A 16,343-nucleotide genomic window follows, 5' to 3' on the forward strand; every position below is an offset into this window, starting at 1 on the left:
CCCGAGAGAACGCCATGGACCAGACGGACCTGAAGATCCTGAGCCTGCTGCAGAAGGATGCCACGCGCCCGGTGGCCGATATCGCCGAGCAGGTCAACCTGTCGGTCACGCCGTGCTGGCGCCGCATCCAGAAAATGAAGGAAGACGGCGTCATCGAGCGTACCGCCGTGCTGCTGGACCCGAAGGCGCTGGGCCTGAACCTGACCGTGTTCGTGTCCATCAAGACCAGCCAGCACAATGCCAAATGGACGCAGAACCTGATCGGCGCGGTCATGTCGCTGCCGAACGTCGTCGAGTTCCATCGCATGGCGGGCGACATCGACTACCTGTTGAAAGTCGTGGTCGAGGACATGGCCGCCTACGACCGCTTCTACCGCCGCCTGATCGAAGCCGTGGATCTGCTCGACGTGAGCGCGAGCTTTTCCATGGAAGTGATCAAGAGCACCACCGAACTGCCGCTGGACGGCCAGGGCTAGCCGCCGCCCGTCCGGCGCCTAGAACGACCAGCGGCCGAACATGAACAGCACGTTGCCGTTGCCTTTGCCGCCGGGAATATACGTGGCGTACAGGGTCGCATCGCGATAGCCGGCCGAGACCAGCGGCAGCAGCCCCGGGAAGGGAATGCGGTTGAAGATGTCGGCGCGCGAAGTCAGGAACACCGTATACCCGGCCCCCAGCCGCCAGTTGTCGCCGACCCGGCCGATTTTCTGGAACGCATAGCCGGCCAGCGGCTCGATCTTGCTGTGCGAATCCAGGAACGCCATGGCGTAGAGCGCCTGCCAGTCGCCATCCTCGTCGTACAGGCTCTTGCCCAGCCCGCCGCCCCAGGCCAGCTCGTTGAAGCTGTCGATCTTCTTCTTGCTATAGGTGGCGCGGTTGTGCCAGGAATAGCCCGTGAGATAGAGGTCGTTGCCGCCTTCGTTCCAGATCTGCCCGAGGCGCTGGCAGGCGGCCTGCGACCAGGAGGGCAGGTCCGCACATGCGGACGCGGCAAAGGCGGGTAGGCAGAGCAGGCAGAACACCGCTGCCCGGAGCTTGGCGATCATTGGGTCTCCGAAGGCGAGGGAAGCGGGCGCGGGCGCGCCCGGCGGTTGTTCCAATGATGCCGCGTCCCGGCGCGTCGCGCGCTACGGGATGTTTCCCGATGTGGACCGGCTGTTTCAGCCTACAGCAGGAAGATCGTCGCCAGGCCCAGGAAAATGAAGAAGCCCAGCGAGTCGGTGGCGAAGGTGAGCAGCACCGACGAGCCGATGGCCGGGTCCTTGCCGAAGCGGGCCCGCACCATGGGCACCAGGACGCCGACCGACGCGCCCACCAGCATGTTGCAGATCATGGCGGCCATCATCACGATGGCGATCGACAGCGAGCCGGAGATGGTCCAGGCGAACAATGCCGCCACCACGCTGCCGCACAGGCCCACCAGCAGGGTGACCAGCATTTCCCGCTTGACCAGTTGCCACAGGTTGCGGCCGGTGATGCGGCCGACCGCCAGCGCGCGGATGATCATGGTCATGGTCTGGTTGCCCGAGTTGCCGCCGATGCCGGCCACGATGGACATCAGGAATGCCAGGATGACGATCTGGCTGACGGTGGCCTCGAAGCGCGAGGCCACGAACGAGGCGGTGGCCGCCGTGCACAGGTTGAACAGCAGCCAGGGCGCGCGGTTGCGCAGCGCCATCGCCACCGGCGCGAAGATGTCTTCTTCTTGCAGGCCGGCGCGCGACAGTGCCTGTTCCTGCGAGTCTTCGCGCATGACGTCGACCACGTCGGCGATGGTGACGCGGCCGATCAGGCGGCCCTGGTCGTCCATGACCGGCGCGGAGACCAGGTCGTAGCGTTCGAAGGCGCCGGCGGCGTCGGCGTCGGAATCGAGCGGGTTGAGCGTGAGGAAGTCGGTGCTCATGACCGCGCGCACTTCGGTTTCCGGCTCGCTGACCAGCAGCCGCGACAGCGGCAGGATGCCCTGCAGTTTGTCCTGGCGGTCCACCACGAACACCTGGTCGGTGTGGTCCGGCAGCTCGTGCAGGCGGCGCAGGTAGCGCAGCACGACTTCGAGCGTGACGTCCTCGCGCACGCGCACCATTTCGAAGTCCATGATGGCGCCCACGCTGTCTTCGGGGTAGCCCATGGCCTCGAGCAGCTGCGCGCGCTCTTCGTCGGTGAGGCCCTTCTGCACTTCGGCCACCACGTCGGGCGGCAGGTCGGGCGCCAGGTCGGCCAGCTCGTCGGCATCCATGTTGCCGGTGGCGGCGACCAGGTCCTGGCGGTCCATGGCCTCGATGAGCGATTCCCGCACCCAGTCCTCGACCTCGAGCAGCACGTCGGCGTCGTGCTCGGGGCTGACCAGGCGCCAGACGTTCTGGCGCTCGTCCTTGGGCAGCGATTCGAGGATGAAGGCGATGTCGGCCGGATGCAGCGCATCGACCAGCGCCTTGAGTTCGGCCTCGTGCTGGCGATGCACCAGGTCTTCGACCAGCGAAGCCTTGTTGTCGCCCTGTTCCTGGCGATGGACGAGGTCCTCGACCAGTTGCTGGCGGCGCAGGCGTTCCTGGACCTCGGCCAGCGCGTGCTGGGCGTCTTCCGGGTCCAACCGGCGAGGCGTCTTGGTCGCGGCGTCGGGCTGCGTCATACGGATACGGCTCAGAGGGTGGGCAGGGGGCGGCTGCGCCGGGCTTCGTCAGTGGCGACGTAGGTCAGGGTCGCCTCGGTGACCTTGACCACTTCGGCGTCGAGGCGCTGGCGCTCGGCGTAGACTTCGACCGATACGGTAACCGATGTCGTGCCGGTCTTGATGATGGACGCGTAGAAACTGAGCAGGTCGCCGACGAATACCGGTTGCTTGAACTGGAAGGCGTTGACGGCCACCGTGGCAACGCGCCCGGCGGCGCGGCGGGCGGCCGGCACCGAGCCGGCGATGTCGACCTGGGACATGATCCAGCCGCCGAAGACGTCGCCATGGATGTTGGCGTCGGCCGGCATCGGCATGACGCGCAGGACGGGCTCCCGGCCGGTGGGCAGCGTGGCGGAGGTAGGGGTGGCGGAAGGCATGGCCGGCTCCTGTGTAGAGACCGGCCGATTATGCAGGAAAACGCCGCCGCGATGCGGCTCAGGTCGCGAGTTTGACGATGCCGTAGCCGCCCAGCAGCAGCCAGGCGTAGAGGATCAGGCCCAGCGCCATGACCCGGGGCCCCGCCTTGCGGATCTGGCCGAAGCGCGTTTCGATGCCCAGCGCGGTCATGGCCATGGTCAGGGCGAACACGTCGAGCCGGCGGATGGCGGTGACGACGTCGTCGGGCAGGATCGCCAGGGAATTGACGATGGCCAGCGCCAGGAAGCCGACCGCGAACCAGGGCACCGGCAGGCGCGCCTTGGCATGGCCGGGTTCGGCGTGCGCGGCCTGGCTGCGCAGCCACAGGCCCAGCACCAGCAAGACGGGCACCAACAGGGCGACGCGGGTCATCTTGACGATGGTCGCGACTTCCGTGGTGGCGGGGTCGATGTTGCTGGCCGCGCCCACCACCTGGGCCACTTCGTGCACGGTGCCGCCGATGTAGATGCCGAGCGCCTGGGTGTCCAGCGACAGCCAGCCCGCGTGGTACAGCACCGGGTACAGGAACATGGACAGCGTGCCGAACAGCACCACCGTGGCCACCGCGACCGCGCTCTTGTGGGGGGGGGCGGCGCGCAGGGTCGGCTCGAAGGCCAGCACCGCGGCGGCGCCGCAGATGGCGCTGCCGGCCGCGGTCAGCATCGCGGTGTCGCGGTCCAGGCCCAGCAGGCGCTGGCCGAGGGCAGTGCCCAGCACCAGGGTGCCGACCACCACCGCGACCGAGACCGCCAGGCCGGGCAGGCCGACCGCGGCGATCTGCTGGATGCTGATATTCAGGCCATAGAATGCGACGGCGATGCGCAGCAGGCGCCGCGCCGTGAAATTGACGCCGACCGCCCAGTCCGCCGGCATGGTGCCGCGCAGGAAGTTGCCGTACAGCATGCCGCACACAATGCCGACCACCAACGGCGAGAAGCCGAGCGCGCGGATGGCCGGCAAGTCGCTGAGCTGCATGACGGCGACCGTCATCAGCGCCACGAATAGCACCCCGTTGAGCTTGTCGCGCCAGGGCGTGGGCAGGGAAAGGGCGGAAGTGGAAGACATGTGTAATGCAATATCTAAATAACTAGAAGCAATATTAAATTCGCCCGTACTATTTGGGAAATTTTTAATTTTGATATTAAATATCGGAAATCACGATATCTAGCCGCGCATGACGCCAGACCAGCTACTGACCTTCGCCTATGTGGCCGATACCGGCAACATCAGCCGGGCCGCCGGCCTGCTGCATTTGTCGCAGCCGGCAGTGTCCGGGCAGTTGCGCCTGTTGCAGGACTGGTTCGGCGAGCCGCTGTACCGGCGCAGCGGCCACGGGGTGGCATTGACGGCGGCGGGCGAGCGCCTGGCCGAGCAGGCGCGCCAGCTGCGCCAGGTGTACAACCAGGCCCATGCCGCCCGGGAAGCCTGGCGCGGGCTGGAAACCGGCATCTTGCGCCTGGGCGCCAGCACCACTCCCGCCAGCTATCTCCTGCCGGCGCTGGTGGCGGATTTCCGCCGCCGCTTCCCGGCGGTCAGCCTGCATCTGTCGGACGGCAATACGCGCGACATCGTCGAGCGCCTGCCGGGCCTGGACCTGGCATTCATCGAAGGCGAAGTGCCGGCCGGGCTGCCGGCCGATACGGCGGTCCACCGCTGGCAGCAGGACGAAGTGGTGGCGATCGTGCGCGCCGATCATCCCCTGGCCGCCAAGGGGCAGGCGCGCCTGCGCGACCTGGCCGATTTGCCGCTGGTGATGCGCGAGCCCGGTTCCGGGGTGCGCCAGCTGGTCGAGCGCGCATTCGAGGCGGCCGCGCTGGCGCCCGCGGTGGGCTTGGAGCTGGCCGGGGTGGAGGGCGTCAAGCAGGCGGTGCGCGCGGGGCTGGGCGTCGGCTTCGTGTCGCGCATGTCGATGCAGCACGAAGACGGCTCGCTGGCCGTGCTGCGGCTCGCGCCGCGGCCATTGACGCGCACCCTGAGCATCCTGGTGCCGCACGCCAAGGCATCGGCGCGCGTGGCCGAACGCTTCCTGGAAGCATGCTTGGCGCTGCCGCCGGTCGAGTTGGCGCGTTAGGGGCCCGCCGATGCGGGCTTCTTTCTTTTAGGGCGGGCAGGCCCTAGTCGACCGGGCGCGCCAGCCACTGGCGCGCGAGCTCCACCCAATAGGTGCCGCCCAGCGGCAGTAGTTCGTCGTTGAAGTCGTAGCTGCCGTTGTGCAGCATGCACGGGCCCATGCCGTGGCCGGCCGCGCGGTGGGTGCCGTCGCCGTTGCCGATCCAGACGTAGCAGCCGGGCATTTCCTGCAGCATGAAGGCGAAGTCTTCGGCGCCCATGGTGGGCTGGACGTGGTCGTCGACGTTGTCGGCGCCGACGATGCCGCGCAGCACCTCGGCGCAGAAGGCCGCTTCGCGCGCGTGGTTGATGGTGGGCGGATAGTTGCGGAAGAACTCGAACTCGACTTCGCAATCGAGGGCGGCGCAGGTATGGCGGGCGATTTCCCGCATGCGGCGTTCGATCAGGTCGAGGGTTTCGAGCGTGAAGGTGCGCACCGTGCCACGCATGATGGCCTGGTTCGGCACCACGTTGTCGGCGCTGCCGGTGTGGATCTGCGTGATGCTGAGCACCGCGGCATCCAGCGGATTGCGGTTGCGCGTGATGATGGTCTGCAGCGATTGCGCCAGCTGCACCGCCGTCATGACCGGGTCGATGCCCAGGTGCGGCATGCCGGCGTGCGAGCCCTTGCCCTGGATGGTGATGACGAATTCGTTGCTGGAAGCCATGATGGGGCCGGCCGTCAGCCCGAACTGGCCCACTTTCAGCCCCGGCCAGTTGTGCATGCCGAATACCGCCTCCATGGGGAAGCGGGTGAACAGGCCGTCGTCGATCATGCGCCGGGCGCCGCCGCCGCCTTCCTCGGCGGGCTGGAAAATGACATAGACCGTGCCGGCGAAATCGCGGTGCTGCGCCAGGTAGCGCGCGGCCGCCAGCAGCATGGCGGTATGGCCGTCATGGCCGCAGGCGTGCATCTTGCCGGGGTGCTGGCTGGCGTGGGCGAAGGTGTTGGCCTCTTGCATGGGGAGGGCATCCATGTCGGCGCGCAGGCCGACCGCGCGCGGGCTGTCGGCCTGGCCGCGGATGATGCCGACCACCCCTGTGCCGCCCAGCCCGCGGTCCACCTCGATGCCCCATTCCTGCAGGCGCGCGGCGACCAGGTCGGCGGTGCGGAATTCCTCGAAGGCCAGTTCGGGATGGGCGTGGATGTCGCGCCGGATGCCGGCGATGTCGTCGCGCCAGGCGACGATGGGTTCGATCAGGTTCATCGGTAGTCTCGCTGGAATGGGCCGCAGGCAACAAGGGTATTATCAGACAAAATTTCCTATAACGATGCACGGAGGCCCACCATGTCGCGTCCCTGGCTCGCTCACTACCCCGAGGGCGTTCCCGCCGAAATCTCGCTCGATTCCCATGCCTCGCTGACCGGCCTGCTGGACCAGGCGTGCAGCCGTCACGCGGCGCGCGTGGCCTGCACGGCCATGGGCACCGACCTCACCTACGCCGACCTGGACCGCCAGGCGCGCGCCTTCGCCGGCTGGCTGCAGGGCCTGGGCCTGGCGCACGGCGCGCGGGTGGCCCTGATGATGCCCAACGTGCCGGCCTACCTGGTCTGCCTGCTGGGCACGCTGCGCGCCGGCCATGTGGTGGTCAACGTGAACCCGTTGTACAAGTCCGACGAGCTGCAGCGCCAGTTGCTGGACAGCGGCGCCGAGGTCATTGTCATTCTCGAGAACTTCGCCCGCACCCTGCAGGACGTGGCCGACCGGGGCGCGTTGCGGCACGTGGTGGTGACCGGGCCCGGCGACTTGCTGGGCGGCCTGAAGGCGCCGCTGGTCAACCTGGCGGCCCGCTACGTCAAGCGCATGATCCCCGACTGGCGCATCGACGGCGCACGGCGCCTGCCCGCCGTGCTGGCGGCGGGCGCGGCCGCGCCGTTCACGCCGCCGGCGCTCAAGCTGGATGACGTGGCGGTGCTGCAATACACCGGCGGCACCACCGGCGTGCCGAAGGGCGCCATGCTGTCGCACGGCAACCTGGTGGCCAACGTGCTGCAGCTCGAGGCGGTGGCGCGGCCGGCCCTGCGCGACCTGGAGCGCAGCCAGCTCACCATCATCAGCGCCTTGCCGCTGTACCACGTGTTCGCCATGACCGTCTGCGGCCTGTTCGGCATCTACGCGGGCATGCGCAACCTGCTCATCATCAACCCGCGCGACCAGGCCGCCCTGATCGCCGCCTGGCGGCGCGCCAATGTGAACATCTTCCCGGGCGTCAACACGCTGTTCAACGCGCTGGCCAACAACGCCGAGTTCGCCAAGCTGGATTTCTCCGGCCTGCGCCTGACGCTGGGCGGCGGCATGGCGGTGCAGCGCCACGTGGCCGAACGCTGGCTGCAGATCACCGGCCACCCGCTGATCGAAGGCTACGGCCTGTCCGAGACCTCGCCCGTGGCGACTGTGAACCCGACCGACACCAAGGAATATTCCGGCTCGATCGGGCTGCCGCTGCCGTCCACCGACGTGGCCATCCTGGACGACGACGGCAACGCCGTGCCGCTGGGCGAACGCGGCGAGGTCTGCATCCGCGGCCCGCAGGTCATGCTGGGGTATTGGCAGAAACCCGAAGAGACCCAGCGCTGCATGACGGCCGACGGCTTTTTCCGCAGCGGCGACATCGGCATCATGGACGAGCGCGGCTATACGCGCATCGTCGATCGCAAGAAAGACATGATCGCGGTGTCGGGCTTCAAGGTCTACCCCAACGAGGTCGAGGCGGTCATCGCCGCCCATCCGGGCGTGCTGGAGTGCGCGGTGGTGGGCGTGCCCGACGAGCATTCGGGCGAGGCCGTGAAGGCTTTCGTGGTCAGGAAGGACCCGGCCCTGACCGAGGCGCAGGTGATCGACTGGTGCAAGGAAAAACTGACCGGCTACAAGCGCCCGCACGCGGTCGAGTTCCGCGACGAGCTGCCCAAGAGCAACGTCGGCAAGATCCTGCGCCGCGAGTTGCGGCCGGACGCCCAGTAGGCGGCCGGGCGGGCTGGAGCGTCAGGGCGCCCGCAGGTGCGGGCCGATCAGTTCGTGCAGGGCTTCGACGATGGCCGGGTTGCCGGCCACCACCCGCCCGCCCACCGGCCATGGGTCGCGCCGGTGCATGTCGTGGCAGATGCCGCCGGCCTCGCGCAGGATCAGGGTGCCCGCCGCCACGTCCCAGGGCGCCAGGCCCATTTCCCAGTAGCCGTCGTAGCGGCCGCAGGCGGTCCAGGCCAGGTCGAGGGCGGCCGCGCCCATGCGCCGCACGCCGCGCGACGTGCAGATGGCGTCCTGCAGCATGGGCATGTACTGGCTGGCGAAGGAAAAATCGCGGAACGGGAAGCCGGTGGCCAGCACCGCGTCGGCCAGCGACTGGGTGCGCGAGCACGCGATGCGGCGGCCGTTGAGCCAGGCGCCGATGCCGTGCACCGCGGTGAAGAGCTCTTCGCGGCTGGGGTCGTACACCACGCCGATGACCGGCGTATCTTCGGCGACGGGGCCGCTGGCGGCCACCCGCGTGCCGGCGTGCGCGACCAGGGCGATCGACACGGCGTAGTGCGGGATGCCGTGCAGGAAGTTGGTGGTGCCGTCGAGCGGATCGATATACCAGGTGGCGGGGCCGCGCGCCGCGCCGCCGGTTTCCTCGGCGACGATGCCGAACTCGGGGGTGCGTTCCCGCAGGGATTCGAGGATGGCGGCCTCGGCCTCGCGGTCGGCCTGCGAGACCAGGTCGTTGCGGGCCTTGTGGTCGATGACCAGGTCGGCGCGGTGATGCGCGTACGATTGCAGGATGGCGGCGCCCGTGTGGGCCGCCGAGACGGCGGCATCGATGGCGGCGCCCAGGTCGAGCGGCGGGGCCTGTGTCGGGGTCGGTTGAGTCGTCGGCATGAAACCCAGTGTAAGCCTTTGACATGACGAGCCGGCTGCTTCGACGCAAATCGCGCCGGCCGGCGTGGCTTTCAACCAACGTAATGCCTGCCGCTTTGGGTATGCTGGCGGCCGCAAGCGGCTATCGTCGCAAATTCGAATGTATTCATGTCCTCTTACGTTCCCCTGACGTCTCCCGAGGCCGATCTCGACGCCGACGGGCGCCTGCGCAGCGCGCGCTATGGCGATGTCTACCATTCCGCGGCCGGCGCGCTGGGCCAGGCCGAGCATGTGTTCCTGCGCGGCAATGGGCTGCCCGGGCGCTGGCGCGGCCGCGATGCTTTCACCGTGTGCGAGACCGGCTTCGGGCTGGGGCTGAATTTCCTGGCGCTATGGCGCGCCTGGCGCGACGATGCGGCGCGCGCGCGGCGGCTGCATGTGCTGTCGATCGAGGCCCATCCGTTCGCGCGCGAGCCGTTGCGCCGCTGGCTGGCGCAACTGGCGCCGCCGGCGCTGCGCGGCTTGGCGGAACAATTGGCGAGCCAGTGGCCGGCGCGCCTGCCCGGCCTGCACCGGCTGGAGTTCGAGGGCGGCGCCGTGACCCTGACGCTGGCCTTCGGCCAGGCGGCCTGCCTGGCGCCGCTGCTGCAGGCGCGCGTCGATGCGTATTTCCTGGATGGCTTCGCGCCCGACCGCAATCCGGCCATGTGGCAGCCGGAACTGCTGCGCGAGCTGGCCCGGCTGGCCGCCTCCGACGCCACGCTGGCCACCTGGGCCAGCGCCGGCTTCGTGCGCCGCGCGCTGGCCGAGGCCGGCTTCCAGGTACGCAAAGAAGCGGGTTATGGCGGCAAGCGGCACATGACCGTGGGCGTGCGGACGGCGCCCGCGCCAGCCGGCTCCGCCATGGCAGCCGCGCTCGCGCAGGCCCGCGCGGCTGCCGGGGCGGCGGGCGATGGCGCGGTGGCGGTCGTGGGTGGCGGGCTGGCGGGCGCCGGCATTGCGCAGGCGCTGGCGTTGCGTGGCCGGCCCGTGGTGGTGATCGATTCCGCCGCGCCGGCGGGCGCGGCCCATGCCGGGCATGCGGCCGCGGCGCTGACTCCCCTGATCGCCCGCGATGACAACGCCCGCGCGCGCCTGTCGCGGGCCGGCAGCCAGCGCGCGTGGGCCCGCTGGGCCGCCTTGCCGGGCGCCGCCGCGCCGCTGCGTTGCGGCACGCTGCAGCTCGAGCGGGACGGCGGGCGCGCCGCCGCCCTGGCCGATACCCTGCAGGGGCTGCAATTCCCGGCCGAGTGGGTGCGGGCGGTGGATCGCGACGAGGCCGCGGCGCTGGCCGGCTTGCCGGTGGCGCGCGGCGGCCTGTATTTCGCCGACGGCATGCTGGTGCGGCCGGACGCGCTGATTGCGGCCTTGCTCGACTCGCCGGGCATTCGTCGCGTGACCGGCCAAGCCGCGCGGGTGCAGCGTGTGGACGGGCAATGGCAGGTGCTCGACGGCCGCGCGCAGGTGCTGGCGCAGGCGGGCAGCCTGGTGCTGGCCAATGCCTATGGCGCGCAGGCCGTGCTGCGCGACAGCGGCTTGCTGGAGCCGCTGCCGCGCCTGGCGCAAATGCATGCCCTGGCCGGAGAAGTGACGCTGCTGCCGGCCGGCAGCCTGGGCGGCGGGCCGCGCTGCATCGTCGGCGGCGAGGGCTACCTGTTGCCGGCGGTGGCCGGCCTGTGCGTGGCCGGCAGCACTTACGCGCATGGCGCCGCGGCGGCGCGGGTCAGCGCCGAGGGGCAGCAAGTCAACTTGGGCAAGGCCGCCGGGCTGCTGGGCCATGCGCCGGCCGCCTGGGCGGGCTTCGCGGCGGGCCAGCTGGCGGGCTGGGCCGGCTGGCGGGCCGTGCTGCCGGGGCGCCTGCCGGCGATCGGCCCGCTGGCGCACGCGCCGGGCCTGTGGCTGGCGAGCGGATATGCCTCGCGCGGGCTGAGCTGGTCGGCGCTGGCGGGCGACGTGGTGGCCGCCTGCCTGTGCGACGAGCCCATGCCCCTGGAGACCGATCTGCTGGCCGCGATTGCCCCGCGCTAGCGGGGCGGCCGGGCGCAGAAGGCAGGGCGTTGCCGGACGATAGCCGTAGAACTGCGCCATAGCCGTCGATCCGCGCCCTGCGGCAGCCTGCAAAGTGAGTGGTTGCTTCGCTGGCTGGCATCGGCTCTGGCGGCTCCTGCGCGGCATGCCCGGCCGACTAAAAAAGGGACCGAGTTTATTTCGAGGGCCAAATCCGTCAAAATAGCGTCTTTTAATGGTTTTTTGGCTTAAGCCGGGGGAAGCTCTGTGCCGCCCAATTTCGACTTTGCCCATACTACCCAGCTCGAGTCCATCGAGTTGCTGTCGTCGCGATCCAGCCGTGTCGATTTCGACGCGGGCGACGGGCTGCACCTGGTAGTCGAGGCGCATGCGCCTGGTGTGTTCCGCCTGCGCTGCGGCGAGGCGAACCTCCTTACCGACGAGAAACCCGGAGCCCGTGCGCGGGCCGCTGCTGAAATGCTGCTCGCCCGCCAGGAGGCGGTGGGCGAATGCACCATCGTGCCGCGCGACGACGGCAATGGCTGGCGCATCGCGCAGGGAGACATCGCGCTGGACATCCAGTCCAGTCCCGTGCGCATCGCGCTGTATCGCGGCGAGGCGCAGGTGCTGGCGTCGGACGTATCCGTGCACGAGCCGGCCTTCGGCCACAACGCGCTCGACGAAATCGAGCACGCCGTCTGGAATGCCGCGTTCGCGCTGGACGCGGGCGAACGCGTCTACGGCCTGGGCGAAACCCCTGGCGACCTCAACCGCCGCGACGAGGCGGTGGTGTCGGATGACCCCGAGCACCGCGCCCTGCCGCTGGCCTGGAGCCCGCGCGGCTGGGGCGTCTATGCCAACACGTTGCGCCGCGTGCAGCATGGCGTGGGCGTGCCGCCCACCGAATCCGCCTACACGCTGACCATCGACGACCCGGTGCTGGACCTGTTCCTGTTCGCCGGCGAGCCGGGCGAGATCCTGAACCAGTACACGGCGCTCACAGGGCGGGCAGGGCAGCCCGTGCTGTGGGCCATGGGCGCCTGGCTGCAGCAGGCCGAGGGCGAGATGCCCACCCAGACCGCCGCGCTGGTCGCGCAGATGCGCGAATTGCAGCTGCCGCTGGACGCCGTCAAGCTGGCCGGGCCGGCCGCCTGGGGCTTCCAGGCCGACAAGGCGGTGTTCGAATGGGACGCCCAGCGGTTCCCCGATGCGCGTCAGATGCTGGCGCTGTTCCACAAGCACCACGTCCACGTGGCGGCTGTCGGGTTTCCCGGCGTGATCCAGTCCACCCCGCTGTTCGAGGAACTGGAGGACCGCGGCTGGCTGCTGACCCGCGCCGACGGCAGCGCGCAGGTGTTCGACGGCAACGAGGCCACCGCCGGCCGTCCCTACGGCCTGCTCGACCTGACTTACCGCGACGTCTACAACCTGTGGATCGAGCGTCATCGCCAACTGATCGAAGACGGCCTGGACGCGCCGGTCTGCGACGCCCAGATCGCCATTCCCGACGATGTCAGCGCGCGCAACGGCGAAAGCGGCCCGGCGCTGCGCACCATGTATCCGCTGCTGGCGCGCCGCGCGCTGTTCGACGCCGTGGCGGGCCACAAGGTGCCGCCCGAAGGCGTGGTGCCCAGCACCGACCTGTTCCCGGCGGCCCAGCGCCTGCCATGGCAGCTCGGCCCGCGCGTCACCAACGACTGGCAGGGCCTGGAGCACACGCTGCGCACGGCGCTGTCCATCGGCGCCAGCGGCGTGCCGGTGCAGGTGCATGCCATCGGCTCGGCCACCGCGCCGCTCGACGGCATGACGCCCGAGCTGTACCTGCGCTGGCTCACCGCCGGCGTGTTCTCCGCCAATTTCTGCTTCCAGGGCATTCCGGCCTTGCTGCCGTGGTCGTTCGGCGACGCGGCGCTCGAGCAGGCGCGCACCTGGCTGCAATGGCGCTATCGCCTGATCCCGTACGTGCTGGGCGCCATCGAGGATTCCGTGCGCACCGGCCTGCCGGTGCAGCGGTCCATGGCGCTGAGCTTCCCGCACGACGCCCACGCCCACGAGTGGGACCTGCAATACTTGCTGGGCCCGGCCTTGCTGGTGGCGCCGGTGACGCGGCCGGGCAACAGCGTGCGCGTCTACCTGCCCAAGGGCGAGGCCTGGTGGGACCTGAACACCGGCCATCGCTACGAGGGCGGCACCACCTGGACGGTGGAATGCGGGCTGGACAAGTTCCCCGTGTTCGGCCGCGAGGGGCACATGCTGTGCCTGGGCCCGGTGGCCCAGCATGCGGGCGAATTCAATTCGGCGCGCATCCTGGACGAGGTCTGGATGTTCGGCATGCCGGTGCACAACCCGGTAGTCATGCGCAATAAAATCCGCGTGATGCAGATGCAGGGCTCCAGCTACATCAAGGGGCTCGAAGGACTGCGCATCCTGCCCTCCGAAGGGCTGGAGGTCAAGCGCCGCGGCGCCGAGGTGCGCATCTCGCGCGCCCGCTGAAGCCGCCCGACCGGGCGGCGTCCGCATGGCGCCGCCCGGTATGCTATGGTTCGGCGCGCCATGCCCGCCGGCATCGCCGTTTTCCTGGACCGCAGGGTGCCGCCGGGCATCCTGGCCGGCTTCTTTATATAACTATTAGTTATTAAAAAGAGAACAATCAGTCGTTCTCTTTAGAAGCGCGGTCCGCCACAATCGCAACGTCATGATTCACATCGAGAACCTCTCAAAGACCTACGCGACCCCGCATGGGCGCTTTGAGGCATTGCGCGACATCAGCCTGCAGATCGAGCAGGGCGAGGTGTTCGGCATCATCGGGCCCAGCGGGGCCGGCAAGAGCACGCTGGTCCAGTGCATCAACCTGCTCGAGCGCCCCGACCGCGGCGAGATCGTGATCGGCGGCACGCCGCTGACCGGCCTGGACGAGGCGCGCCTGCGCAGCCAGCGCCGCCGCATCGGCATGGTCTTCCAGGGGTTCAACCTGCTGGCGCGCCGCACCGTCTACGGCAACGTGGCGCTGCCGCTGGAAATCGCCGGCGTGCCGCGCGCGCAGATTCCCGCCAAGGTCGAGCGCCTGCTGGCCCTGGTGGGGCTGGAGCACCTGCGCGACCGCTATCCCAGCCAGATCAGCGGCGGCCAGAAGCAGCGCGTGGGCATCGCCCGCGCGCTGGCCAATGATCCCGACGTGCTGCTGAGCGACGAGGCCACCTCGGCGCTGGACCCGGAAACCACCCACAACATCCTGGCGCTGCTGCGCGACATCAACCGCCAGACCGGCGTGACGGTGGTGATGATCACCCACCAGATGGAGGTGGTGCGCGAGATCTGCGACCGCGTCGCCGTGCTGTCGCAGGGCCAGGTGGTCGAGCTGGGGCGCACCCAGGACATCTTCGCGTCGCCGCGCCATGAGGTCACCCGCGCCATGGTCTCGGCGGCCACCGCGTCCGATCTGACGGACGGCACGCTGGCCGCCACGCGCCAGCGCATCGCCGAACTGGCGGCGGCGCGGCCCGGCAGCGCCGTGCGACTGCTGCGCGTGCGGCTGGCCGGCGGCGCCTCGGCCGGCACCCTGCTGTCGGACCTGACGCGCCAGCACGCGCTCGACGTCAGCCTGGTGCAGGCCCGCGTCGAAGACATCCAGGGCGTGGCGGTCGGCACCTTGTTCGTGCTGGCGCAAGGCACGCCCGCCGCGCTGGCCCAGGCCCTGGCCGACCTGGCCGCGCAAGACATTCCCGTAGAAGAAATCGCCCATGAGTCCGCAACTGATCGACCTGCTCACCACCTCGCTGCTTGAGACGCTGCTGCTGGTGGGGGTGCCCAGCCTCATCGCGGTGCTGGTGGGCATTCCGCTGGGCGTGGTGCTGGTGGTGACCGCGCGCGGCGCCATGCTGCAGAACCTGCCCGTCAACCGCGTGCTGGGGGCGGTCGTCAATATCACCCGCTCGGTGCCGTTCATCATCCTGATGGTGGCCATCATCCCGTTCACGCGCCTGATCGCGCAGACCTCCATCGGCACTACCGCGGCCATCGTGCCACTGTCGGTGGCCGCCATCCCGTTCATGGCGCGCATCGCCGAGAACGCCATGCGCGAAGTGGATGTCGGCCTGCTGACCGCCGCCCGCGCCATGGGCGCCAGCCCGCTGCAGATCATCGCCAAGGTGCTGCTGCCCGAATCGCTGCCCGGCCTGGTGGCCGCCACCATCGTCACCGTGATCAGCCTGATCGGCTATTCGGCCATGGCGGGCGCCATCGGCGGCGGCGGCCTGGGCGACCTGGGCATCCGCTACGGCTACCAGCGCTTCCAGCCGGAGGTCATGCTGGCCGTGGTGGTGGTGCTGGTCGTGCTGGTGCAGGTCGTGCAGGGCCTGGGCGACTGGCTGGTACGCCGCATGTCGCATCGCTGAAGATTTCCCCACTCGCAACTCACGCATCATGAACACCAAGTTTTTCAAGTCGCTGGCCGCGCTGGCCCTGGGCGCCACGTTTGTCGCGCAAGCCGCCCTGGCGCAGGACAAGCCGTTGAAAGTCGGCGTCACCGCCGGCCCGCACGCGCAGATCTTCGATGTGGTCAAGCAGGAGGCCGCCAAGCAGGGCCTGCAGGTCGAGGTCATCGAGTTCACCGACTATGTGCAGCCCAACGTGGCGCTGGCCGCCGGCGACCTGGACCTGAACAGCTACCAGCACCAGCCCTACCTGGACTCGGCCAACGCCGACCGCGGCTACAAGCTGGCCAGCATCGCCAAGACGGTGATCTTCCCCATCGGCATCTATAGCAAGAAGGTGAAGAGCCTGGACGAGCTGAAGCCGGGCGCGCAGATCGGCATCCCGAACGATCCGACCAACGGCGGCCGCGCCTTGCTGCTGCTGCAGGCGCAAGGCCTGATCAAACTGAACCCCGAGGCCGGCCTGAAGGCCACGCCGATCGACGTGGTGGAGAACCCGCGCAAGCTGCGCTTCGTGGAGCTGGACGCCGCGCAACTGCCGCGCTCGCTGGACGACACCGACGCCTCCGCCGTGAACACCAACTTCGCGCTGGAAGCCGGCCTGGACCCCAACAAGGACGCCATCGCGCGCGAATCGGCCGAGTCGCCCTACGCCAACGTGCTGGTAGTGCGCGAACAGGACCAGGACAAGCCCGAGCTGCGCAAGCTGGTGGGCATCTACCAGAGCCCGGCGGTCAAGGCCTTCATCGCCGAGAAGTTCAAGGGCGCCGTGGTGGCGGCCTGGTAAGCTTCCTTGACGGAAAAGCGCGAATCGGTCATAATCTCGCGCTT

At 69.3% G+C, this 16,343-nt stretch carries 14 protein-coding genes; 8 read left to right on the plus strand and 6 right to left on the minus strand.

Annotated features, from left to right (window positions below; all coding sequences use genetic code 11):
- Positions 1-14 precede the first annotated feature (14 nt).
- A complete protein-coding gene (locus tag CAL24_RS03370) occupies positions 15-476 on the plus strand; it encodes an Lrp/AsnC family transcriptional regulator (RefSeq protein WP_028356828.1) in 462 nt (153 codons plus the stop codon).
- Positions 477-494: 18 nt separating this feature from the next.
- Here the strand turns inward: CAL24_RS03370 and pagP are convergent, their stop codons facing one another.
- From pagP to CAL24_RS03390, 4 genes are all read right to left on the minus strand, one after another.
- On the minus strand, positions 495-1,046 hold the full coding sequence (pagP, locus tag CAL24_RS03375) for a lipid IV(A) palmitoyltransferase PagP (RefSeq protein WP_028356827.1): 552 nt from the start codon (positions 1,044-1,046) through the stop codon (positions 495-497).
- A gap of 119 nt (positions 1,047-1,165) precedes the next feature.
- A complete protein-coding gene (gene mgtE / locus CAL24_RS03380; RefSeq protein ID WP_028356826.1) occupies positions 1,166-2,629 on the minus strand; it encodes a magnesium transporter in 1,464 nt (487 codons plus the stop codon).
- A gap of 11 nt (positions 2,630-2,640) precedes the next feature.
- Positions 2,641-3,048, minus strand: coding sequence for an acyl-CoA thioesterase (locus tag CAL24_RS03385; protein WP_094805720.1), 408 nt, complete (start codon positions 3,046-3,048; stop codon positions 2,641-2,643).
- 58 nt (positions 3,049-3,106) lie between these two features.
- A complete protein-coding gene (locus tag CAL24_RS03390) occupies positions 3,107-4,153 on the minus strand; it encodes a YeiH family protein (RefSeq protein WP_094805721.1) in 1,047 nt (348 codons plus the stop codon).
- A 109-nt stretch (positions 4,154-4,262) separates the two neighbouring features.
- Here CAL24_RS03390 and CAL24_RS03395 point away from each other — a divergent pair, with 109 nt between their 5' ends.
- Entirely contained in the window at positions 4,263-5,159 is an 897-nt protein-coding gene (locus CAL24_RS03395; protein ID WP_028356823.1) for a LysR family transcriptional regulator, read from the plus strand.
- A 43-nt stretch (positions 5,160-5,202) separates the two neighbouring features.
- Here the strand turns inward: CAL24_RS03395 and CAL24_RS03400 are convergent, their stop codons facing one another.
- Positions 5,203-6,405, minus strand: a complete 1,203-nt coding sequence (locus CAL24_RS03400) for a M20 aminoacylase family protein (protein WP_094805722.1) — start codon at positions 6,403-6,405, stop codon at positions 5,203-5,205.
- 81 nt (positions 6,406-6,486) lie between these two features.
- On the opposite strand from CAL24_RS03400, the gene CAL24_RS03405 reads away from it, so the two are divergent.
- Positions 6,487-8,160 (plus strand): AMP-binding protein, encoded by a 1,674-nt coding sequence (locus CAL24_RS03405; protein WP_028356821.1) that lies wholly within the window; start codon positions 6,487-6,489, stop codon positions 8,158-8,160.
- Between the two features lie 21 nt (positions 8,161-8,181).
- Here the strand turns inward: CAL24_RS03405 and CAL24_RS03410 are convergent, their stop codons facing one another.
- Positions 8,182-9,054 carry an inositol monophosphatase family protein gene (locus CAL24_RS03410; RefSeq protein ID WP_028356820.1) on the minus strand — a complete coding sequence of 291 codons (873 nt, stop codon included), beginning with the start codon at positions 9,052-9,054 and terminating at the stop codon, positions 8,182-8,184.
- 147 nt (positions 9,055-9,201) lie between these two features.
- Between CAL24_RS03410 and mnmD the strand changes: the two genes are divergently transcribed.
- The 5 genes from mnmD (at position 9,202) to CAL24_RS03435 (ending at position 16,299) form a co-directional block, all read left to right on the plus strand.
- Positions 9,202-11,100, plus strand: a complete 1,899-nt coding sequence (mnmD, locus tag CAL24_RS03415) for a tRNA (5-methylaminomethyl-2-thiouridine)(34)-methyltransferase MnmD (RefSeq protein WP_094805723.1) — start codon at positions 9,202-9,204, stop codon at positions 11,098-11,100.
- 246 nt (positions 11,101-11,346) lie between these two features.
- The gene (locus tag CAL24_RS03420; protein WP_094805724.1) at positions 11,347-13,572 is read left to right on the plus strand and encodes a glycoside hydrolase family 31 protein; all 2,226 of its coding nucleotides are present in this window, start codon (positions 11,347-11,349) and stop codon (positions 13,570-13,572) included.
- A 202-nt stretch (positions 13,573-13,774) separates the two neighbouring features.
- Entirely contained in the window at positions 13,775-14,863 is a 1,089-nt protein-coding gene (locus CAL24_RS03425) for a methionine ABC transporter ATP-binding protein (RefSeq protein WP_028356817.1), read from the plus strand.
- Positions 14,820-15,473: a methionine ABC transporter permease gene (locus CAL24_RS03430; protein ID WP_028356816.1), complete on the plus strand. Its 654-nt coding sequence runs from the start codon at positions 14,820-14,822 to the stop codon at positions 15,471-15,473. Before CAL24_RS03425 ends, CAL24_RS03430 begins: the two co-directional genes overlap by 44 nt.
- 28 nt (positions 15,474-15,501) lie before the next feature.
- Positions 15,502-16,299: a MetQ/NlpA family ABC transporter substrate-binding protein gene (locus CAL24_RS03435; protein ID WP_028356815.1), complete on the plus strand. Its 798-nt coding sequence runs from the start codon at positions 15,502-15,504 to the stop codon at positions 16,297-16,299.
- The last annotated feature ends 44 nt before the right edge of the window (positions 16,300-16,343 follow it).

Origin of the sequence: Bordetella genomosp. 2 (assembly GCF_002261345.1) — a bacterium.
GTDB lineage: Bacteria > Pseudomonadota > Gammaproteobacteria > Burkholderiales > Burkholderiaceae_B > Bordetella_A.